The 21,723-nt window shown below is 63.0% G+C and carries 21 protein-coding genes and 1 pseudogene; 14 read left to right on the top strand and 8 right to left on the bottom strand.

Annotated elements, in window-relative coordinates; translation table 11 throughout:
• Positions 1-843 precede the first annotated feature (843 nt).
• The gene (locus tag IPN92_13780; GenBank protein ID MBK8639283.1) at positions 844-1,584 is read left to right on the top strand and encodes a ParB/Srx family N-terminal domain-containing protein; all 741 of its coding nucleotides are present in this window, start codon (positions 844-846) and stop codon (positions 1,582-1,584) included.
• Positions 1,585-1,739: 155 nt separating this feature from the next.
• Here the strand turns inward: IPN92_13780 and lexA are convergent, their stop codons facing one another.
• The gene (lexA, locus tag IPN92_13775; GenBank protein ID MBK8639282.1) at positions 1,740-2,204 is read right to left on the bottom strand and encodes a repressor LexA; all 465 of its coding nucleotides are present in this window, start codon (positions 2,202-2,204) and stop codon (positions 1,740-1,742) included.
• Between the two features lie 125 nt (positions 2,205-2,329).
• Between lexA and IPN92_13770 the strand changes: the two genes are divergently transcribed.
• The 6 genes from IPN92_13770 to IPN92_13745 all read left to right on the top strand — a co-directional run bounded on the left by IPN92_13770 (position 2,330) and on the right by IPN92_13745 (position 6,750).
• Complete coding sequence (locus tag IPN92_13770; GenBank protein MBK8639281.1) at positions 2,330-2,617, top strand: hypothetical protein; 288 nt, start codon at positions 2,330-2,332, stop codon at positions 2,615-2,617.
• Between the two features lie 379 nt (positions 2,618-2,996).
• Positions 2,997-3,941 carry an MBL fold metallo-hydrolase gene (locus tag IPN92_13765; protein MBK8639280.1) on the top strand — a complete coding sequence of 315 codons (945 nt, stop codon included), beginning with the start codon at positions 2,997-2,999 and terminating at the stop codon, positions 3,939-3,941.
• A gap of 131 nt (positions 3,942-4,072) precedes the next feature.
• A complete protein-coding gene (locus IPN92_13760; GenBank protein ID MBK8639279.1) occupies positions 4,073-4,504 on the top strand; it encodes a hypothetical protein in 432 nt (143 codons plus the stop codon).
• On the top strand, positions 4,497-5,000 hold the full coding sequence (locus IPN92_13755; protein MBK8639278.1) for a TlpA family protein disulfide reductase: 504 nt from the start codon (positions 4,497-4,499) through the stop codon (positions 4,998-5,000). Before IPN92_13760 ends, IPN92_13755 begins: the two co-directional genes overlap by 8 nt.
• A 187-nt stretch (positions 5,001-5,187) precedes the next feature.
• Positions 5,188-5,712 (top strand): hypothetical protein, encoded by a 525-nt coding sequence (locus tag IPN92_13750; GenBank protein ID MBK8639277.1) that lies wholly within the window; start codon positions 5,188-5,190, stop codon positions 5,710-5,712.
• A gap of 129 nt (positions 5,713-5,841) precedes the next feature.
• The gene (locus IPN92_13745; protein ID MBK8639276.1) at positions 5,842-6,750 is read left to right on the top strand and encodes an alpha/beta hydrolase; all 909 of its coding nucleotides are present in this window, start codon (positions 5,842-5,844) and stop codon (positions 6,748-6,750) included.
• A 103-nt stretch (positions 6,751-6,853) separates the two neighbouring features.
• Here IPN92_13745 and IPN92_13740 read toward each other — a convergent pair whose 3' ends face one another.
• The 3 genes from IPN92_13740 to exbB are packed head-to-tail and all read right to left on the bottom strand — an operon-like array spanning position 6,854 to position 8,445.
• Positions 6,854-7,579 carry an energy transducer TonB gene (locus tag IPN92_13740; GenBank protein ID MBK8639275.1) on the bottom strand — a complete coding sequence of 242 codons (726 nt, stop codon included), beginning with the start codon at positions 7,577-7,579 and terminating at the stop codon, positions 6,854-6,856.
• Positions 7,580-7,620: 41 nt separating this feature from the next.
• Entirely contained in the window at positions 7,621-8,010 is a 390-nt protein-coding gene (locus IPN92_13735; GenBank protein ID MBK8639274.1) for a biopolymer transporter ExbD, read from the bottom strand.
• A 9-nt stretch (positions 8,011-8,019) separates the two neighbouring features.
• Entirely contained in the window at positions 8,020-8,445 is a 426-nt protein-coding gene (gene exbB / locus IPN92_13730; GenBank protein MBK8639273.1) for a TonB-system energizer ExbB, read from the bottom strand.
• Between the two features lie 139 nt (positions 8,446-8,584).
• On the opposite strand from exbB, the gene IPN92_13725 reads away from it, so the two are divergent.
• Entirely contained in the window at positions 8,585-9,856 is a 1,272-nt protein-coding gene (locus IPN92_13725) for a HAMP domain-containing histidine kinase (protein ID MBK8639272.1), read from the top strand.
• Entirely contained in the window at positions 9,846-10,421 is a 576-nt protein-coding gene (locus IPN92_13720) for a response regulator (protein MBK8639271.1), read from the top strand. The genes IPN92_13725 and IPN92_13720 overlap by 11 nt, the downstream gene beginning before the upstream one ends.
• Here the strand turns inward: IPN92_13720 and IPN92_13715 are convergent, their stop codons facing one another.
• The 4 genes from IPN92_13715 to IPN92_13700 all read right to left on the bottom strand — a co-directional run bounded on the left by IPN92_13715 (position 10,422) and on the right by IPN92_13700 (position 17,470).
• Complete coding sequence (locus IPN92_13715; protein ID MBK8639270.1) at positions 10,422-12,680, bottom strand: TonB-dependent receptor; 2,259 nt, start codon at positions 12,678-12,680, stop codon at positions 10,422-10,424. It lies immediately after the preceding gene.
• Positions 12,681-12,951: 271 nt separating this feature from the next.
• Positions 12,952-14,790: a sodium:proton antiporter gene (locus IPN92_13710; GenBank protein ID MBK8639269.1), complete on the bottom strand. Its 1,839-nt coding sequence runs from the start codon at positions 14,788-14,790 to the stop codon at positions 12,952-12,954.
• Between the two features lie 50 nt (positions 14,791-14,840).
• Complete coding sequence (locus IPN92_13705) at positions 14,841-15,782, bottom strand: bile acid:sodium symporter (GenBank protein ID MBK8639268.1); 942 nt, start codon at positions 15,780-15,782, stop codon at positions 14,841-14,843.
• Between the two features lie 38 nt (positions 15,783-15,820).
• Positions 15,821-17,470, bottom strand: a complete 1,650-nt coding sequence (locus IPN92_13700; GenBank protein MBK8639267.1) for a sigma 54-interacting transcriptional regulator — start codon at positions 17,468-17,470, stop codon at positions 15,821-15,823.
• Positions 17,471-17,826: 356 nt separating this feature from the next.
• Between IPN92_13700 and IPN92_13695 the strand changes: the two genes are divergently transcribed.
• The 5 genes and pseudogenes from IPN92_13695 to IPN92_13675 all read left to right on the top strand — a co-directional run bounded on the left by IPN92_13695 (position 17,827) and on the right by IPN92_13675 (position 21,621).
• Positions 17,827-18,201, top strand: a complete 375-nt coding sequence (locus IPN92_13695) for a type II toxin-antitoxin system RelE/ParE family toxin (protein MBK8639266.1) — start codon at positions 17,827-17,829, stop codon at positions 18,199-18,201.
• Positions 18,194-18,511 carry a DNA-binding transcriptional regulator gene (locus tag IPN92_13690; protein MBK8639265.1) on the top strand — a complete coding sequence of 106 codons (318 nt, stop codon included), beginning with the start codon at positions 18,194-18,196 and terminating at the stop codon, positions 18,509-18,511. The genes IPN92_13695 and IPN92_13690 overlap by 8 nt, the downstream gene beginning before the upstream one ends.
• Before the next feature lie 104 nt (positions 18,512-18,615).
• Positions 18,616-18,948, top strand: a pseudogene (locus tag IPN92_13685) (transcriptional regulator).
• Between the two features lie 195 nt (positions 18,949-19,143).
• Positions 19,144-20,313, top strand: coding sequence for a DUF3800 domain-containing protein (locus IPN92_13680; GenBank protein MBK8639264.1), 1,170 nt, complete (start codon positions 19,144-19,146; stop codon positions 20,311-20,313).
• Between the two features lie 1,032 nt (positions 20,314-21,345).
• Positions 21,346-21,621, top strand: coding sequence for a hypothetical protein (locus tag IPN92_13675; protein ID MBK8639263.1), 276 nt, complete (start codon positions 21,346-21,348; stop codon positions 21,619-21,621).
• The last annotated feature ends 102 nt before the right edge of the window (positions 21,622-21,723 follow it).

Genomic DNA, 21,723 nt, shown 5'->3' with positions numbered 1-21,723 from the left:
CGCGGGAAAGCCCTGTCACTTTAACTGCGACCAGGATCAGGTTGGTATGGCAGCCACCGCCTGATAGGGAACGCTGCCCGGTGTCCCCACCGTCCCCAGGTTCCAGGTGACCACTCGCAGCGCCTGATTGGCCAGGGCCAGGGGGGCGAGCAGGGCCAAGCAGGGCGCTAGTGGTGGTGAGGACGGGCGGCAGGGGGTGGGGGCGGGTGAGAGACAGCCGTGGGGCTTGCTAACCTAAAAGACGGGTCTGCGCTGGGACGACCGCCTGATCTACCACAGGTCGCAGATGCCCGGTCTTAATCCCCAAAAGATCGGGTCTGCGTTCGTGCTCCCAGCCGCAGCCCCTATCAGCCGCCCTCGGCGCACCGCATCGGTCGGGTGAAATCCTGAATCTGCCCCAGGCGGCGAAACCTGAGTCCCAACTATTACTATGGCTCAACGATGGAGTGCGCGGGGAAGGCCAGGTGCCTGCGAGGGTCGCGAAAGGGCCCGCACGGTGCCCTCCCGAACGGCGGCCTGCTCTCCGCATCTCCACCCCTTTTCCACCCTCGGCTCCCACCCTGCCCTTGCAGAGCCCCTTTCTTCGATGCTATGTTCCTCCCCGACCCCAGCCTGACCCCACCCGACGTGCGGTGGGATTTGCTAGACCCGACCTTCCCTCCGTTAGTACTTAACTTAAGAACTGCCCAATCACAGCAACTTAAGTCAGGTAACGCACCAGGTTTCAACCCAACCAAAAAGGTGGATTTCAATTCACTCTAACCCCCCGTAGCAGGCCTCGAACCTGTGCTCATCATGAATCGGGGCCTTCAAAGGGTTAACCACCCAAAGAGGAAAGACTAAATGGCCAAGAAAAATGATGACCTTTTCCGTTTTCTGCCGAAAATTGATGCGCAAAGCCCACAAGGTGTCCTGGGGCGCCTCAAGCTCGGCGAGCTTAAGCCAACCCAGAACGCCGTCGGTATGGACGAGGTCAACGCCAAGGTCGCCAAGATCAAGGAAAAGGACAAAGACCAGTTGGAAGATTATCTCCTGCCGCGCGCGGTTCCTATCATCATCGGCAACGGTGGCAAGTTCTACCTTATTGATCATCATCACCTGACCATATCCCTGTGGCGGGCCCTGAAGGACCCGGAGGTGGAAATCCCGGTCGAGGTGGTGCGCAACTGGAGTTCCATTGAGGGGAATCGGTTCTGGAAGGAGATGGCCAGCAACAATTGGGTCTATCCCTTCGACGCCATGGGCGCGGGTCCCTTAAACCCAAACACCCTTAAACAGCATGTGAATGATCTCGACAACGACATCTACAGGAGCCTGTCCTGGGTAGTGCGGCAACAATACGGCTACGTTAAAGACCCCAACAACGCGATTTTTGCTGAGTTCAAATGGGGCAGCTTCTTCCGCACCCGTGTAATCTTCGATCAACAACTTACCTATAAGGGCAACGCTCCCGGGAACCTTACCCTCGCCGACATCCAGAAGGCCGACCCGGAGGACTACGGGGAAAAGGTTGGCTACGCGTTGTACCTGGCAAGCTCCCCCGAGGCGGCAGGTCTTCCGGGCTTTGTTGGCCGCACCCGTTAGGAACTTTAGTTGTAGTTCAGACTCTCCGCACCATGACGATACCTGATGCGTCACCGGAGTTGCCCACGATCAGGGACGATCCCTTAACCTGGTTGACCAATCCGCCGTGGTTGCCCGGGCCTTGGGCGTCCGCCCGCTGGGCCCCGTGGCCCGCTTCAGGTCGTCATCCGCACCACCCCGGAGACGATCCCGAGGATCTCGATCTCATCATGCCGGAGGTACAGCGGCTCCATCTCGGGATTGGCCGGCTGGAGGCGGACCCCATGCGCTTCCACATAAAAGCGCTTCAGCGTCACCTGGTGGCCGTTGATCAGCGCCACCACCGTCTCGCCATTCTCGGCGGTCTGGCGTTGTTCGATGACGATGATATCCCCGTCCTGGATCTGGTCATCGATCATGGAATGCCCGCGCACCCGCAGGGCATAGCTGGCCTTGCGGGTCATGTGGCTCGGGACCCGGATGGTTTCCTGCTCCTCGGGGGTTTCCACCGGTCGGCCAGCACTCACGTAGCCCAACAAGGGCACCTCGGTCCCGGGTTCATCCTCCAGCCCCAAGGGTTCCAGGCGGGGGTCCCAGAAGAGGCGGGGCCGTTTGGGCATCATATAGACGACTTGAGGCATCGGCGGCTCCGAAGTGGGGGGGAAGTCGTGGGGGTAAGGCTCGCGCCTCTCCACCTGGCGGATTCTCCCCCCTAACTTCCATTCCGTCCATAACCCGCCCGACACACCCGTCCGTCTCATGAAAGATGGCTCTCAATTACCCAGGAGCCATCATGAATACCTTCCCCGACTGCATCGCCCACGTGCTCGCCGCCGAGGGCGGCCTGGTCAATGACCCCCGCGACCCCGGCGGGGTCACCAAGTTTGGCATCTCCCAGCGCGCCTATCCCGCCCTCAACATCCGCGGACTCACCCCGGACGACGCCAAGGCGAACTTCTACCGGGGTCTACCCCCCAACTCGACCTCACGGCTCGCCGGCGTCCTGATATGCTTGGCAATGCTCCCGTGTAGGGATTCAGCCGCTTCGTCCTAGTGCACGCGGTGCGTTGGCAAGCAGGCGCGGACGGAGTATCACGGGCGCGGCCCAGAACAATCAACTCAGTAGTTGAATAAACGCGACGGATCTGCCAGCATTGGGTCACCTTACCCCAACAGCCGGTCCCGCGTTCGCCTTTACCTGGCTGGGCTATGCCGGCCGCGAGGCCATGGCGGGCGGCGAGGGCCTGATCCAGAAGGGCCTGATCGCCTTGGCCCTGTTGGCGGTGCTGGCCTTTCTGCCCCGTCTGGTGGCGCGCCTGCGCCGCCCCCCATCACCCCAACCGCTAGTCCCCGATGGCCACCCTTTTCATTCTCAACGAGGCAGGCTGGACGAGTCGACCCCTGCCCTCCCCTCAGGGCATCAAGGAGGTGTCATGAAGTTTATCAAGTCTCTGGTGGGCTACCTGTCCGCGCTGGTGCTCTTACTGTGCTTGCCGCTACCGGCAAGCACCGCCGACTACGTTCCGCAGGTCGAAGTCGTGACGACTGGCATCTACGCGATTGTCGGCCCACTCGGGCAACGCAGCCAGGAGAATGACGGCCTGAATGCCAACTACGGATTTATCGTGACGCCGACCGGGGTCATCCTGATCGATTCCGGTGCCAGTCGGATCGCCGCCGAGAAGCTGGATGCGGCCATCCGCACGGTGACCGACCAGCCGGTGCGGTGGGTCGTCAATACGGGTAGTCAGGATCATCGCTGGCTGGGCAACGCCTATTTCGCCAGTCAAGGCGCCGAAATCCTGGCGATGGCGCGCACGGGAGCTACTCAATCACAGCAGGGCGCCCAGCAATTAGCCGGGCTGGAACGCTTTCTGGGCGAACGCCTGCAGGGAACGACGCCGTTGCCGGCCCCCAAGCTACTCACGGGCGATTCCGCTACCCTCGACCTCGGCGGAGAAACCCTGGAACTGAGATATACCGATGCGCACTATCCGGGCGATGCCATGGTGTTCCTGCCCAAGCACGGCGTGGTGTTCACCGGCGATCTGGTTTATGTCGACCGTTTGCTCGGCATCCTGCCGTCCTCCAGCGTCACTAAGGGGCATCAGGCCTTCAAGACGATGGCGGCCCTGGCACCGAAGCGCATCGTGCCAGGGCACGGTCGCGTTTGCGATCTCGATCAGGCACAACGCGAGACCGGCGATTACTACGCCTTTCTGGTGGACACCCTAGGCGCGGCGGCCAGGGAGATGGAGCCCATGGACGAAACCTTGTCCCGTTATGCCGACCTGCCCGCCTTCCGGCATCTGGAAAACTACGACAGCCTCCACCGTGCCAACATGAATCGCGCCTTTACCGAGTTTGAATCGCAATGAGATCTCCCGTCGCCTGCCTCGGTCGGATGCCGCGCACCCTTGCGATGGTTGGCATATCGCTGTTCGCAACAGGCGCGCTGGCTACGGATATCGAGTGGCGGCACCGCGCCGTCCACGACAGGGTGAGTCTGATGGCTAATCCCTTGGGCGTAGACTCCCGGATAGCCTTTTACGAAGGACGCGGGTTTGCCAATAGCGCCATTGAGCCCTACGCCCAGGCCTGTGGTTTCTCGTTCGGCATGCTCAATGAGGGGAGCGGGACCATCCTTACCCAATTGCAATCCTGGCGGGCGATTGGCGCCGATGGGAAGGAGATTCCTCTGCGTGCGCCGGAGGAATGGGAAGCCGACTGGCTAAAGGCCGATATTCCGGAACCGGCCCGTATCGCCTTTCGCTGGGCGCAATTCCAATCCGAAATTACCTTTGAGCCGGGCGACTGGATCATGGGGATGGCGACCCTGAAGTCGGCGCCCAAGCCCCCCTTCCGGATCCTAGCCCGATATCGCGATGACAAGGGGGACCATGAACTCCAACTCGACCAGCTCCACTGCGCCGATGATTAATCGCCGCCGCTTCCTCATGACACTGGCCGCCCTGGCCTCGGCCCCCCATCTGCAAGCCCAGGGCACGGGCATGTCGCCGATACCCGCCCTCCCTTCAGCGCCGACTTTGCGGCTGGAAGACATGGATGGCCAGCTTGTTGACCTTGCCAGCTACCGGGGACGAGTGGTATTAGTCAACTTCTGGGCGACCTGGTGCCCGCCCTGTCGCGCGGAATTTCCTTCACTGGGACGAGTCCGTAACCTCTTCAGTCCCGGTGACTTTGAGGTAATCGCCGTAAATGTCGGCGAGGAAGCCGAGACGGTATTTTCCTTTGCGGGATCTCCAGAATTCCCGGTGCTGTTCGATAACAACAGTCAGACCATGGCGAACTGGCCGGTAAAGGGCTTGCCCACCACCTTCCTGGTTGATCGAGAAGGGCGGCTGGCATGGAAAGCGACCGGGGGTCGTGAATTCGATGATCCACTGATCGTCAACCTTATCAAGGGTGTATTCTGATGCTGATCCAGAATCCGATTTATCTGGACTTCAACGCCACTCGTGCCAGGGGACGGTACTGGCCGTGTTTCCCGCCGAGATGTGGCAAAGATCCCTTGCATGGCCGCCTAGGCAAGGCTATTTGGGGTGGTGAGCACTGATTCAGGGTTGATCAAATGGCAAAAAGGGGCCTCCCGTGATGGCTGATTTGCCTCTTGCTAAAGCCAATTCGAGTCCCCGGGGTACCGATGATGAAGCGGGGCCCGAGGGGCTCTGGCCCTCCCCGGCCTATAGCCGTCAGATCGAGCGGCTGCGGGCCGCCATCGGCGAGACCATCTACCTCGTGGAGCTGAATGACAGTGCCGTCCAGCTTGGGGTGCGGCTGATCGCTACCCCCTTCGTGCTACTGGCACTCATCGACTTCCCTCGTCCCGATCCCAGCCGGGGGCTCGCCCCCCACCTGGTGCTGCTCGATGACGGGCGCGGCGTCAACCTGGGGCGCATTGCCCGCATCAGCCGCCACCGGGCCTTTTCCCCCCAGTCGGCCGATATCCTCTACCAGGATGGCGCCGCCCATCGGCATCTCCTGTTTGGTGAGCGGCGCCTGTCGCGGGATTTCATTGCCCATCGCTCCCAAGCGGTGCTGGGCCAGGTCCTTGGCCGGGTGGCGGATTTGCCCCCCGAGCGGCTGACGGACGGAACGGAGGGGCAAAATACTGGCGAAAGGCCCTGAGGGTCCCCACCTTACCTGGCACGCTCGGCCCCGGCCCGGAAAACCCAACCCCCGCGTGTGTTGGCTATAACACTTTGCCGGGGCCACTCAAGGCACCGGCCATCCATCGAACCACGGAGACTACCCCCCATGAAATCCTTGCTCCCCACCACCGGACTGGCGCTGCTCCTGGCCCTCTCGCTAACGCCGGTCCAGGGCGAAGAGGTCACCCTGGAGCACCAGGGGCTGACCCTGAATGCCAATCTGGAGACCACCGGCGCCAACTGGCCCCAGGGCCCCGTCGTCCTCATGACCCACGGCACCCTGGCCCATGGCGGCATGGAGACTCTCCAGGGCCTGCAATCTGCTTTCAAGGACCGGGGCATCAGCTCCCTAGCCTTGACCCTGAGCCTGGGGCTCGACAATCGTCACGGGATGTACGAATGCAATAGGGCCCATACCCACCAGTTGACGGATGCGGTCGCGGAAATCGGCGCCTGGCTGGGCTGGCTCCATGATCAGGGCGCCACCCAGATCGCCCTGTTAGGGCACTCCCGCGGCGGCAACCAGTCCGCCCGTTTTGCGGCAGAGCACCCCGAGGCACCCATCAGCGCCCTGATCCTGATAGCCCCCGATACCTGGAACGAGACTGAGCTGGAAAGGGACTATCGCCAGCGTTACGGTAAAGAACTGGCACCCCGGCTCGAGCAAGCCAGGCAGCTTGTAAGCGCAGGCCGCGGCAGCGTCATGATGGAGCATCTGGATTTCCTCTATTGCCCTGACACCTCAGCCACCGCCGCGGCCCTGCTCTCCTACTATGGCCCGGACCCACGCCTGGACACACCTCGGCTGATTCCCGATATCAAGGTCCCGGTATTGGTCATCGCCGGCAGCGAGGATAAGATCGCCGCGGAGCTGGTTCCGAAGGTACTCCCTCTGGCCGATGGGCAGCGCGTACGGTTGACCGTCCTCGACGGCGCCGATCACTTCTTCCGCGATCTTTACGCCGACGACATTGGAGATGCCGTGCGGGCGCTACTGGACAAGACGGGGTCTTGATCGCCGACCAACCGGCGAAGGCCCTCAAGGTAGGGCCTCGGGGAGCGCCCTGGGGCTGGCGATGCCAAAGCAAGGCCTGCGGCGGGGCGGAGTTCGGGGTTGATTAACGCAAATCGAATCGGATGGGAATCCTGAGGGTCCAGCCATCGCGACCTAACACCAAGGGGATGGGCTTGAAACGCCCTAACCGCTTGATGGCCTCCACGGCGGCCTGATCCAGCTCAGTATCCCCGGCGGACCGGGACACCTGCACCCGGTCGATGCGGCCATCCGCCTGGAGGACGAAGGTCAGGGTGGCGGTACCCACGGTACCCCGGTGACGCGCCGCCTCCGGGTAGCGTTGTTGCCGTTTGATCGCCCGCTGCAACTCGGCCAGGTAGGCGCCTTCCGCCCGCGCCCGCTCGTTGGGGGAGCCCTGTTCGCCCGCGACCGCGGCCGACCCCGCGGGGGGGTCGGGTCTGGCCTGGACCGCCTGCCGCGCAGGGGCGGCCGGGCGCGGGGTTTTCATGGGTGGCTCGGGTTTCCTTACCGGTTTTGGCGGCAATTTTGGCTTTGGCTTGGGCTTGGGCTTGGGTTTCTCGACCTGAGGCGGGATGACCGCCTCAGGTGGCAAGACTTCCTGGGCGACGACTGGTTCGGGCTCGGGCTCGGGCTCGGGCTCGGTTGGCAACGGAGGTTCCGCGAGGGAGGCCAAGGGCTCATTCGCCACTGGCGCGGCGAACAGGGTCAGATCCAGTTCCGTCACCTTTTCCTCGCCAGACACCGGGACGGGCGGCTCCAGATTCAGCACCAGAGACAGGGCTAGCCCATGCACCAGGGCCGAGACCATAAGGCCCAACCCGATGCAGGAGCGGCAGAAGAGGGGCGACATTACAAGCGGCGGGTCAAGATGCTTACCCGTTCGATCCCGCGGGCCTTGAGGCGATCGACGACCCCGATGAAGGCCTCGAAGCGGGCCTGGGCATCCACCCGCAGCACGACGGGAGTCCCCGGGGCCAGTTGATCGAATCGGGGCTCCAGGCCGACGAGCGCCGCCGGTCCCACCCCCACCGTCTCGTTACCCCAGAAGATCTGGCCATCAGCGGCAATGGCAATCTCGACGGGCGTGACATCCAAAGGCGTGGTCTGGGTCTCCGCCGCTGGCAGGCGGATCGGCAAGCGCCCCTCGATCAGGAAGGTCGCGGTGGTCAGGACGATGGCCAACAACACCAGCATGACGTCGATGAAGGGAATGACATTGATTTGATCCATGCGCTTCATGGTCGGACCTCAGGCGCTCGCCCGGTGACCCCAGCGGGCCTTGAGCACATCCACGCGCCGCAGCAGGGCGTTGTAGAAGACGATAGAGGGCATGGCGACCAGCAGGCCCAAGGCCGTGGCCTTGAGCGCCAGGGCCAGCCCGACCATGATGGTCGAGGTGTCAATAGCGCCCCCCTGACCCATGTCATGGAAAGTGATGAGGATGCCCAGGACGGTGCCCAGCAGCCCCACATAGGGGGCATTGGCGCCAACCGTGGCGATCACCGTGAGATGGCGGGTCAGGGCGATCTCCAGATCTTCCACCCGGCGAAAGGACCCCAGATCCACCCGCGCGAAATAGAGATAACGCTCGACGGTGAAGGCCAGGGTGAGAAAGCTCATGAAGCCGAGCAGCCCCAGCAAGCCGGCATCCAGGTAGGTCTTTAACAACTCCAAGGTAACTACCCCTACTGATTGATGGTGGAATGCCGGCGCGGAAGGCCCAGCGGGCTCCCGGCATCCGGGCGCAATGCTACAATCCCCCGCCGGCCCATCCTGCCCGCCCTGCACTGCCCGTCGAGCGCCCGCCCCGCCCATGATCGACTCCCTGACCCGCATCATCCAGGCCTCTCTGCTGCAACTGCGCTGGTTGTCGGTCATGGCCATGGCATTGGCGGCCCTGGTCAGTCCCTACATCCTTGGCCCCTCCGCACTCACGGGCCGCCTGCTGGTGTTTGCTGGGGTCATCGCGGCCATCAACCTGGTTTTCATGCTGGCCGCCAGGTTCCTGGGCACGGCCCTGGATGTTCCATGGTTCTTCTCGCCCCTGGCGCAGTTGACCTTTGATCTGCTGGCCTGGGGCGCCTATCTCTTTGTCTCCGGCGGGGCGACCAATCCGCTGATTTCCATCTTTCTGCCCCTGGTCGCCATCGGCGCCCTGGTGCTCGGCCAGCGTCAGGCCTGGCTGTTCGCCCTAGGCGCCATCCTGATCTATTCCTTTCTCTGGAAGTATTACGTCCCCCTGTACATCGCCGACAACCAAATGGCCGGCACCCTGCACCTCGTGGGCATGTGGCTGGTCTTCGCCCTGTCGGCGGTCATGGTCGTCTGGTTCATCCTGCAACTCACCGCCAGCATTCGCCGCCGCGACCAGGAACTCGCCGCCGCCCGCGAACGAGCCATTCGCGACGACTGGCTGATTTCCCTGGGTAGTCAGGCCGCCGGGGCGGCGCATGAATTGAGCACGCCCCTGGCCACCCTCAACATCCTGGTTGACGATCTGCTGGACGACAGTCGCTTGACCGCCGCCTTGGTCCCCGATGTCCAGGCCATGAAGGCGCCGATCCAGCGCTGCAAGGAGACCCTGAGCCAACTGACGGCGCGGGCGGGCCACGCCAAGGGAACCGAGCCGCCCGCTATACCGGCCCGGGCCTGGTTACAGCGTCTGCTCTTCGCCTGGCAAAGCCAGCATCCCCAGGCCGAACTGCGCCTGGACATCAGCCGGGACTTGGACCACTGCGGTCTGCCCGCGGACATCGCCATCGAGCGCGCCCTGGCCAACCTGCTCGACAACGCCCTCCAGGCCCAGGCCAGCCTGATCCAGGTCAGGGCCCTGGCCAGGGCGAGCACCCTCGAAATACGGGTGGCGGATAACGGCACCGGCATCCCCCCGGCGACCCTGGAGGCCATCCAGCAGCACCAACCTCTCATCTCGACCCAGGGTATGGGCGTGGGTCTCCTCCTGGGGCGCGCCGCCGTCGAGCGCCGGGGCGGCAGCCTGAGCTTCCTCTCGCCAGCAACCGGCGCCACCACCGCCCACTTGTGCCTGCCCCTGGTCGCGATGAGCGAGACCCCTCATGCCGGCTGAAGCCAGAAATCTGCTCCTGGTCGATGACGACGACCCCTATCGGGCTGTACTCGCCCGCTCCCTCGCCCGTCGGGGTTTTCAGGTCACCGCCGTGGCCACGCCCGCGGAGGCCCTGATTTGCTGCCAGAAGCAGCATCACGATTACGTCATCCTCGATCTTAATCTGGCCGGACAATCGGGCCTCAACCTCATCCAGCCCCTGCTGACCCTCTCGCCCGAGGCCCGCATCCTCATCCTCACCGGCTATGCCAGCATTCCCACCGTGGTCAGCGCCATGAAGCTGGGGGCCATCCATTATCTGGCCAAGCCCGCCGACGTGGCGGACATTATCCGCGCCCTGATCAAGGAGGGGCTGGATACCGCGGAGGTCGTCCATGAACAACGCTTGACCGTGCGCCACCTGGAGTGGGAATACATCCAGCGCACCTGGGAGGAACATGGCGGCAACGTCACCGCCACCGCCCAAGCCCTTGGCATGCATCGTCGCACACTCCAGCGAAAACTGGCCAAACGCCGTCCCCGGGACCCACGGCCACCCCCTCCCGAGGGGCGACCTGGGCCCTGATCAGAATTTGAGATTCAGCCCGACATAGAAGGACCGCCCCATGCCGGGAACCGCGGTGCCCCAGGCCGGGGTGATGGGGTTGAGTTCCATGGTTTTGCCTTGCCCCAGATAGGCGCCGCCCAGCGGCAGGGAATAGAAGCGGTCGAGCAGGTTTTCGATGCCAAAGTCGAGCCTGACCTTGGTCCAGGAATAACTGCCCCGCAGATTGAAAAGGGTATAGCCCGGGGTCTCAATCTCGTTACGGACCTCGGAAAGGTCATCCTTGGCATCGACCATGACCACCTCGATGCCGTTATCCCACCCGCCCAGTTGCTGGGTCAGGGACAGGGCCACATTCAGCGGCATGATGTTGTAGAGGCCGTCATTCGTATCCAGGTTCTCGCCCTTGGTATAGCTCAGGAGGCCCTTGAGGCCAAACCGGCCAAAGTCATTCTTGAAGAGGGGCATCTTGCCCGAGATATCGATGCCGTAGAGCTGTGCCTTCTGGTTGGCATATTGCAGGACATTGAAGGCGTCGGGAAGCCAAACCGCCGTCTTGATGGCATCAACGTAATCGGTGACATAGGTGTAATAGGGCGTCGCCTGAATTTCCCATTCACGCTCCGGGGCATGCCAGTCGAAGGTCGCCGAAAAGGTATTGGCCTGTTCCGGTTTTAGATTGATGTCGCCGACATAGCCGTTACCATCGCCCACGGAGTTATTCATGCTCGCCGCCATGGGCCAGGAGGACCAGGTGTAGCGCTCGTAAAGATTGGGGGAGCGCACCAGGTGGGCATAGCCGAATTCCAGGTTCTTGGTCTCGTCCAGCCGATAACGGGCCAGGGCGCTCAGGTTGACATTGTTGTCGGTTTCCTGATGCTCCTGGGCATTGAAGCGCTTGGCTTCCAGGTATTGATTGCCGGGGGCGGTAGGGGTGGTGTTGTAACCTTGGACATCCCCGGTATCCATATCGACCTGCTCGAAGCGAATACCCAGCAAGGTCAGCCATTGCGGCGTGGGCCGCGCCTCCCATTCGCTGTATAGCGCCACCCGGTCCCGCCGGCCGTCGTTGATATTCCAAAAGGTGCCGGGATACATCATGGCCCCGGAGGGTGACCACCAGTCATCGAGCCGGTAGCCCTGGTATTCGGCCCCCAGCCGCAACAACTGCGTATCGGTCAGATCGATGTCGGCCTGGAGGCTGGCGCCCAGGGTCTTGGCCTCGGTGTTCATGGGCATGCCCGCGGCGCAGGTACTGCTGATGGGCCAACAGGGCGTGCCATCGACGGCCGTCTTGCCCGAGGCGGGGCCATACCAGAAGCGCTTATCCGGGCCAAAATCCATGAAATGGTCAACATACTGGTAGTAGGTCTGCGCCTCCAGATTGCCCCAGCCGAACTCCCCAGTGTAATTCAGATTAAAGCTCGTTTGCTCATTGCCAAGCATATCCATGCGCTGGTTCGGGAATAATTCCTCGGGGATATCCTGGTAGCCGATCTCGGCCTCGATCTTATGAATGCCACTCTTCCACGCGAAATCCAGCGTTTGGTTGCGGGTGTCATAGGCCGTCGATCCCACCTCATTCAGGGGTAGGGTATGCCCGAGGCGGCCCGTGGCCCGCGTGGTCTTGAAGTCGCCACCTGCCTTGTAGTTTTGCGACTTCGCCAAGGCGCCACTGTAGGCGATGCTGAGGCTATCGGTGGCCGCGCTGGCCCCGACATTGACGCTGTAACCATTGCCGTTGCTCTGGTAGTAGCTGCCGACCGTGCCCTTGAGAAGATACTTTTGATCAGGGCCGGCGAATTCCGGCTCGGGCGATTCCGCGATGATGGTGCCACCAATGCTGTCGCCCGCCAGGCTCACGGGCACGATGCCGGCATAGACCTTGAGACTGCCGACCGCCGTCGGGTCGAGATAAGACAGGGGGGGATTCATGTGATTGGGACAGGAGGCGATCAGGTCCATGCCATCGACCTCGATGCGCACCCGGTCGTCGGCCAGGCCATGAATGGCCGGCAGACTGGAGACACCGCCAGCCCCATAGAGGCTGACGCCTGGTACCTGGAGCAACAGCTTGGCGGTATCGCTGGTACCGACCCGATCGGCCTCCAGGGCACGGCCCGTCACGATACTGGAACTGGGAAAGGAGCCAGGCGTCTCGGCACTGACGACGATTTCACTCAGTTCGGTCGCGCTTTCGGCGCCGGCGTGATGCCAGGTCGCCGCCATGGCACAGGCGACCGCCACGGCGGTGGATAGCGGGTGAAGGCGATGCCCCATCGAAATGCTCCCTTAATCGGTTGGTGATAAGCAATTGATGATTATCAAGGGAGCCACTGGCGAAGGGGTATGCGACAAATTGTCGCGGGGGCCGTATCCCGCCCCAGGGGCAAGTGGGGCGCGCGGGGTTCCCGGAAAGGCGTTACCAACCTGCCGTCCGTCGTCACGCTCCGGCCGACGGCGATGAGCCGCAACTGCCGCACCAGGTGATCGGGCCAAGCCTGCTCACGTCGTACCGCCCCGTACGAAGGCGCCAGCCCCGGTCGAGGGATCAGCCCTTCGGTGCCACCGCTTCGGGGGAGGGGTCGATCAGGGCCAGGACCGACCAGCCTGTACCAGGTTCCAGCCGCGTCCCGGCAGTGAAGACGGAGAGCCGCCCCTTGGGGTCGATGGCAAAAAGCGGCGTCGCCCGATCGCCGTGCATGGCGCGGAAGCTATCCAGGGTAAAGGCGTCGGTCAGGTTGGTGCGGCGGATCTCGGCGCCGCGATAGATCCGCTGGGCCAGGCCCACATAGGTCGTCTCCTCCCCGAAGACCGTGGGACCCTCGCGCGCCGTCTCCTTACGGCCGTTGCCGGTAGAGGGGCCGCCGACCCGCAGGGCGAAGACCTCCGTTGGTCCGAACATCCCCTTGAACCGGCTGCAGGCGAGCGCGTTCAGGTGCGAGTCCGCGGTGATTGCGAGCAGGCGCCCCAGGCCAGTGGTATCCAGGTAGACCTCAGCGTGCTCCGAAAGCGGGCTGCCGTAATAGGCCTTGAGACCGGCCATCCGCGCCCGGCTGACGTTGTCCCATAGGGTGTCGCAGAGCAGGACCGGGATCTTCTGCTCGACCAGCGCCTGGGCAAGGAGGCGCGCCAGCGGATTGGCACCCAGGATCAGAAAGCCGATCCCCTCGGGCTCGGTGGCATCGAGCGCCCGCGCCAGGACGCGGGCGCTCAGGCTCTGCAGGACCACGGTGCCGATGATGACGACGAAGGTGAGCGGAACCAGGAGTTCCGCCTGCGCGAAGCCCCGCTGGCCGAGCTTCAGGGCAAAGAGCGCGCTCACCGCCGCCGCCACAATGCCGCGTGGGGCTATCCAGGCGAGCAACACGCGCTCGCGCCAGTTGAGAGCCGAGCCCGGGGTCGCATAGAGCACCGACAGGGGCCGGGCGATGAGCTGTATGGCCAGAAAGACGCCCACCACCGCCCAGCCGAGAGCGGCCAGCTCGCCGAGGTCGAGGCGCGCCGCGAGCAAGATGAAGAGTCCGGAGATCAGCACCAGGGACAGGCTCTCTTTGAACTCCAGCACCTCTTCGATCGGCACCCCTTTGCGGTTGCCGAGATAGATCCCCATGACCGTGACCGCGAGCAGCCCCGATTCGGCAATCACCGAGTCGGCGACAGCGAAGGCGCAAAATACGACCGCCAGGGTTGTCGGATTGTAGAGATAGGCCGGTACCCAGTCCCGCCGCAGGGCCTCCCCCAACAGATAACCACCGACGAGTCCCGAGACACTCCCGGCCAGGATCATGCCCACGAAGGCAAGCAAGGTCCCGCTCAGCGCCACTTCGGGCCCGGAGGAGACCACAAATTCGAACACCAGCACGGCCAGCAAGGCGCCGATGGGGTCGACGATGATCCCCTCCCAGCGCAGGATGCTGGCCACCTTGGCGGAGGGCCGCACGGTGCGCAGCATGGGCACGATCACCGTGGGACCCGTCACCACCATGATGGCGCCGAAGAGCGTGGCGATCTCCCAGGGGAGTCCGACCAGGAATCGGGCGGCGAGCGTGGCCACCGCCCAGGTCAGCAGTACCCCGCCGGTCACCAGTCTCCGCACCACCTGCTGGACGCCGCGGATCTCCGCGAATCTGAGGGTCAGGCTGCCCTCGAACAGGATCACGGCGACCGCGAGCGACACGAAGGGAAACAGGAGCTGGCCAAGCAGGGTGTCGGGATCGAGCCAGCCCCCAACCGGTCCGACCAGGATACCGGTGAGCAGCAGGAAGAGAATGGCGGGCAGGCGCGAGCGCCACGCAAGCCACTGGCAGACAGCGCCCAGTAGGGAGATGGCCGCGAGGCCGAAGATCACATCGTGACTCAAGCGTTCCTCCAGAGGCGATAACAGCATGCGCGGGTGGACGTCACCCTGCGGTGCATCCCAGTGACATTATTGAACCGTTATTGAGCCGGGGCGTCCATCTCCCGGTCGTGTGAACCTGAACCAGGTTCCTGGCCCGCCAGCTCGGCGGTGTCCGTTGGCCCCGCGCGGCGTCCATGCAGCCCCGCCAGCAGCAGGACGATGGGCATCTCCACCACCAGGAAGAGCGTGGCGAACAGCACCATCTCGACCCGCCCGAACACCGTGATCCCGATCAGCGCGACCAGGGCCAGGTTGCGCACGCCGAACTCCAACAGGAGGGTGAAGCGGTCCCGCCGATTGAGGCCGACCAGCCAGCCCAGCACCCAGCCGGTCAGCATGGCGGTGATGGAGAAGACCAGCGCCGCCGTGACCATCGGGCCCAGGCCGCCCGCCAGATCTGCCCGCTGCGCATAGAGGATGGCGCCGACCAGCATCGCCAATCCCAGTCCGCTAAGCCGCCGCAACCACCGCCCTGCGTGGCGCACCAACCCCGACCACCCGTGCCGCAGCGCCATCCCCAGGCCCAGCGGCAGTAGCAGCATCAGCACCAATTGACCGACCATGCGCGCGACGGGGACCGGAATTGCGTCCTGCCGATCGAGCAACAGGGCGATACCGGCGGCGGTCAGCAGCGGCATGCTGATCAGGGCCAGGAGGGTGGAGAGTGCGGTCAGGGTCACCGACAGGGCGAGATTGGCCCGGGCCAGGTAGGTGTAGACATTGGAGAGCGCTCCGCCGGGGCTCGCCGCCAGCAGGATCATCCCAGCCGCCACCGTCGGCTCCGGGCGCAGGGCCCAAATCAGCACGGCGGCGATGGCGGGCAGCAGCAGGAGTTGGCCCAGAGTCGCCACCAGGACGGCCTTGGGAAAGACGACGACGCGCCGCAAGTCCCCTGGCGTCAGCTCCAGCCCCACCGTCAGCATCAAGAACCAGACCAGTGCCGGGGCGGCCAGGTTAGCAAGCGGATCGAGTGGGGTCATGGGTTTCTTCCTTTGCGCCGGTGTACTTCGACCAGCGCCTAGGGCCGCCGGGGGCGGGACCCTGTCGGCCGCACGATCCCCAGTTTCAGCATCCGCGAGCGCAGGGTGTTGGGATTGATCCCGAGGCGTTCCGCAGCGTTTCCCGTCCCGTTGATCCGCCAGTCGCAGGCGGTACAGATCGCCAGGATATGGTCACGCTCCACCTCGTCCAGAGTGCGATGGTCAGTCCCGGCGGACGGATCCTGCGCCCTTGTCCGGGCGCCCGTCCTGGTGCACGGGAGCGCGTCCACCACCAGGGTCGCGCCCGGCGACAGGATCATGGCGCGCTCCACGATATTCTCCAACTCCCGCACATTACCCGGCCAGTCATAGGCCATCAGGGCCGTGACCACCCGGTCCGGGACGCGCAGCGCCGGCCGGCCAAGCTTGGCCCGCAGCTTCTCGACAAAATAGGCAGTCAGGAGCGCGATGTCCTCCTTGCGGTCGCGCAGGGGTGGTGCCGTGATCGGAAAGACGCTCAGGCGATAGAAGAGGTCCGGGCGGAAACTGCCGTCCCGGGACATGGCCTCCAGATCCCGGTTGGTGCTGGCGATCACCCGGGCATCGCTGCGCCGGGTCGTCGTCGCGCCCAGCCGCTCGAATTCACCGCTCTGCAAGACCCGCAGCAGCTTGGCCTGCAACTCCAGCGGCAGCTCGCCGATCTCGTCCAGGACCAGGGTCCCGCCGTGCGCCACCTCGAAGCGCCCGATCTTGCGCGTGATGGCCCCGGTAAAGGCGCCTTTCTCATGGCCGAACAGCTCGCTCTCGATCAGGGTTGCGGGCAGGGCGGCGCAATTCACCCGGATCAGCGGGCGTTCCGCCCGGCGGCTGCGCCGGTGGATAGCGGTCGCGATCAGGTCCTTGCCGGTGCCGGTCTCGCCCAGCACCAGCACCGTGCTGTCCGTTGGTGCGACTTGCTCGACTTGCAGCAGGACCCGGCGCAGGGCCGGGCTCTCGCCGACCAGCTCGTCGAAGCTGCCGCAGAGCAGCACCTCCTCCCGCCACACGGCGTTTTCCGCCTCCACCCGCTCGCGCAGGGCGACGTTCTCCGCCAGGGCCTCCTTAAGCGCCGTCTCCTTGCGTCGCCGCATCAGCGCATTGGCGAAGATACCCGCGATGAGCCGCAACCGCCGCACTAGGTCATCGGGCCAGGCGTGCTCCCGTCGCACCGCCCCGAAGGAGGCCCAGCCGAGCACCTGTGCGTCGGCGGACAGCGGAAAGACCGCCAGAGACTTCTGCCCGAGCCGAAGCAGCGATTGGCGGTCCAGCGACGCCTCCGGCGGCAGGTCCGACAGCCGCTCCGCGATCGTCGGCAGCTCAGCCCGCACCCGCGCCACCAGATAGGGAAAGTGGGCCTCAGCGAGCGGTGAGGGGATGGGCGCGATGCCCTCCTGTGCCCAGGAATGGGTGACGGTCCACTCTGCCCGCACGTCGTCGAAGCGGCCGATGGTGCAGCGGTCGAGCCCCAGGAACAGCACGATCCGGCGCAGTGCCGCCTGAATGTGGGCGTCCAGCGCGCTGGCTTCGACGTTGATGAAGGAGGCCGCCAGGTCCGTCAGCAGATCCTCGAAGCTGCTTTCGGCATGGGCCGCCCAGTCGGGCGGTGTGGTTTCCCCAAGGCGGCGGGCGAGCGGTGTTGGATCATTCACGGCGTCCTCCGGCGGGTGCTGGGATAGCGGCGCGCATCACGATATTTCGCGGCAGAGCTTACCGGAGTTTATTCAGGCCGTCACCGGCAATCTGGTGGCCTGGGGCCGTCGCCAATTCGCCAATGGATAGGCCACGATATTTCGTGAAAAACGGTATTTCGCGACGAGCCTCGTTGAATGTCGTCGCTTCGCGCCTTGAGACGGAGTCCCCGCAACGCATCCAGTTGTAGTTACAGGGGGCTGGAACCCTGCCGCGCGAGGCGCAGGCCGCTGCCGAGCTTCAAGCATCTATGTTACTCCTTCGGTCTTTAGGTATAATACTTAGTGTGATATAAAGTGACGGAGAACAGGGGCGCGTGAGGATCTTCAAGAACGCCTGGTTCGAGCGCTTCATGCGCAAGCAGAACCTCCGGGATGTAGCGCTACGCGATGCGATCCAGCGAGCGGAACAAGGTCTGATCGATGCCGACCTCGGCGGAGGGGTCGTCAAGCAACGTGTGGCGCGTCCTGGGCAAGGGCGGTCAGGGGGCTATCGGACCCTGATCCTTTACCGCCAGGCGCATCGTGCGTTCTTCGTCTATGGTTTCGCCAAGAACCAGCAGGCCAATATCAGTGACGAGGAACAGGCGGCATTCAAGAAGGCGGCGCGGCACGTCCTGGAGTTGACGGATGAGCAAATCGCGGCGCTGATCCGGAACGGCCAATTTTCGGAGGTTGACGACGATGACTAAGCAGTACCGTAGCGATGCGCTGGCTTCGGTCCACGAGACCATGGAGGCCCTCCACGAGGTGGGCGCTATCTCCAATCAGACCATGCGCGAGTTCGACGACTCATGCCTGACGCCGGTCCAACTCCTCTCGCCTGGGGCCATCCGCGCCCTACGCGAGCGGGAGCATCTCTCTCAACCGGTCTTTGCCCGCTACCTCAACGTCAGCAAGAACCTCGTCTCGGACTGGGAGCGAGGTATCAAGCGCCCCGGCGGCCCGGCGCTTCGGCTCTTGACCGTCATTGAGAAGAAGGGGATTCAAGCCATCGCTTGAAAAACGGGACACGACAAGAAGTGGCACAAAGGGCTCTGACCCGATGAAAGGCAGGCCTTGAAGCAGGCAATTCAAGCCGAACTGGCGCAGAGGAGACCGAAACGATGACGGGCAAACGCAATCTGTTCGCCGAGATCATGGATGGTGTGGGAGCGATGCGTGCGCAACGGGAGGACAAGATCACCCTGCGCACGGCCGAGGCGGAAAACCTGCCGGCACTACGGGTCGATGCGGCGCTGATTCGGGAGACCCGGGAGCACCTGAACGTGTCGCGGGCGGTCTTCGCCCGCCGGCTGCGCGTGGCGACGCGCACCCTGGAGAATTAGGAGCAGGGGCGGGCAACTCCCAACGCACAGGCCGCGGCGCTGATCCTGATGGTGCACCAATACCCGGATACCTTCGATAAGCTTCGGTCGTTGAGCAGCGCAGCGGCATAACGCCAATGTCTTGACATAATAGGGGTCCATAATATGGGTCAGACCATGTTTGATTCTCCGTCCATCGATATCACCATTCTTGACGAATAAACGTGGCCCGTCCCCGATTACCCCTGCGATGTCTTGCCCTGAGTCAACATCAACGACGCAAGAACGCCATTACGACTCAGCGCCTGGGCGACCGGAGCTATTGTTATGTTTTTTCACGTTGACGAATCAGGCAATACCGGCAACAACTTATTCGATCCAAATCAGCCTCGTCTAAGCTACGGCCTCTTGTCCAGCAAGACAAATGTGGACGCGCTCGGAGTGCGGCTGCATAAAGAAATGGTAAGACGGGTTGGCGTGCCGGCGCTCCATGCAAACGAACTGGGAATCGACAGGTTGTCGACCATAGCACCACCGCTATGCGAACTCCAACGGAAAATGCGCTTTTTTTTCGACTACTATTATATTGTCAAGCCCGATTTTGCCGTTACGAAGTTATTCGAGGCCGTCTTCGACGCGGGCTTGAATGAAGCGGTGAAATGGGATGCGTATTGGACTCCCCTTCGGTTCCTCTTGTTGTTTAAGTTGAACGAGTTACTGGATGAGTCGATTCTCGAACAAGCTTGGAAACTATGCACGGTCAAGCGCGTAGAAAAGTATGAGCAAGATATACTCGAGCTGCTAACCGAGTTAAAGCGACGGGCAGAGGCGTCCCAGCTCGATGCACGCTCGAAAGAGCTATTGGTTGACGCTTTCCGTTTTGGGATCGCAAGACCCCTGGATTTGGATTTTGGCGCGCCAGATCCGAGGTTCGTATCGCCGAATACAGTTGGATTTCAGTTCGTTGTGCATGCAATGTCTCGGAGGCTCAGGAAGGCTCGCCGCAAAGATGCTTATACGATAGTTGTTGATAAGCAACAGCAGTTCAATAGGTCACAGCAAGAAGTACACAGCCTTTATCAGGTGATTTCGGACGGCTATGCGCGGCTCGATTCGAATGAACGGAAATTCCTTTTGAATCACCCCCTTCACTATGGAGTAGACGAAAACATCATTTTGCATCGTGGGATTCCACGCACAGCAATCTCAGTCAGTACAAGCGCTGATTCGATAGGATTGCAGATGGTAGATATCTATCTCTGGATTACAAATCGCGTGCTGTCAGGTGCGCAATTGAACCCGGAGTTAAACGAGCTTGCACGGCTATTCTTTCGTCGTGCAGTCACAGATGGAATCTCTCTAGAGGGGCTGATTGGTCGCTTCCAAGCCTTCGAGGAGGAGTTACCAGCACTCGACGAGCTATCGGACGACCAGCGCAACGTGGTCAAAGCTTCGGTGGAGGCCCACCGGGAAAAGGTTGAATCGCTTCAAATTTAGCCTGGAGCCAAGCTGGGAAACGTGCGCGTGAGTTCCGGGGAGTTCCGGGGACAGTTTACTCAATTGCGGCTGACAACGGGTTGAATTAAGTAAACGTCCCTGGAACTGCGGAATTGTCATCAACCGCAGATCATGTAAAACGAAAAATTGACGCAACCTTCTGTTGTAGGTGACGGGGGCTGGTTCCCGCCCGCAACCCGGTTCCCGCTGAGCTGAGGCTTTCTCTGACGTATGACCCTGAGGCTCGAGTCAGCTCGAGCAATGGCAGTTGCAGTTCCGGGGACAGTTTACTTAATTCTTCCGGACTGCCCGAATTAAGTAAACTCCCCCCGGCATTCCTGGCCAGCGACCGCCGGTCCAGCGACGCTTCCGGCGGCAGGTCCGCGAGCCGCTCCGCAATCGTCGGGAGCCCGGCGCGCAACTGCCCAGCCAGATAGGGAAAGTGGGCCTCCGCGAGCGGCAAGGGGATCGGCGCGATGCCTTCCTGTGCCCAGGAATGGGTGACGGTCCACTCCGCTCGCGCATCGTCGAAGCGGCCGATGGTGCAGCGGTCGAGCCCCAGGAACAGCGCGATCCGGCGCAGTGCCCCCTGAATGTGGGCGTCCAGCGCGCTGGCCTCGGTCCGTCAGCAAATCCTCGAAGCTGGTCTCGGTGTGGGCCGCCCAGTCGAGCGGTGTGGTTCCCCCAGGGCCGTGGGCGAGCGGTGTTGGGTCATTCACAGCCATCTCTGGCGGGTCTCCTAGGATAGCGGCGCGCGTAATGATATTTCGCGATAAAGACTACCGGAGATTGCTCAGGCCGTCGTCGGCCATGCGATGGCCAGAGTCATTCGCCTAGTCGCCGAGCGGCAGGGCACGATATGTCGTGATCAGCGATATATCGCGACCCGCTTCGTTAAATGTCGTCGCTTCGCGCCCCGGGGCGGCCCCTCGCGGCGTCCCCGGTTGATGCTTTCAACAGTCTTATCGGTTGGTTACCTTCATCCCAAGCGATTCAGTCGGCTTTGGCCAGCTTCCTGCGTAGTGTCAGCGCATGACGTTTCGGATCACACGAGTCGATGACCACCGGCGAACGACCCTCAAGGTCGACGGGCGGTTACAGGCCGACGGGATCGCCGAGTTCGAGCGGACCTGTGGTGACCCGTCCGCCAGGTTGACCCTGGATCTGCGCGGCTTGCGCCAGGCGGACGAGGCATCCTTGGCCTTGCTGCGACGGCTGCGAGCGGCTGGGGTGACCTTCGAGGGTCTTTCGTCCTACTTGACCCTGCGGCTCGGCCCCGCGAGCCCGGAGTACAAGCTCGGCGCGTAACGCGAGCACCAGTCTGTCGCGACGCGGTTTTCCAGGGCACACCAGTCAGGACCGGGCCGACGCGGAACACGGCCACTCCGATGGCATCCATTCAACACCAAC

It is taken from the genome of Chromatiaceae bacterium, from assembly GCA_016714645.1.
Classification (GTDB): Bacteria; Pseudomonadota; Gammaproteobacteria; order Chromatiales; family Chromatiaceae; genus M0108.
This window is presented reverse-complemented; position numbering and strand designations above follow the sequence as displayed.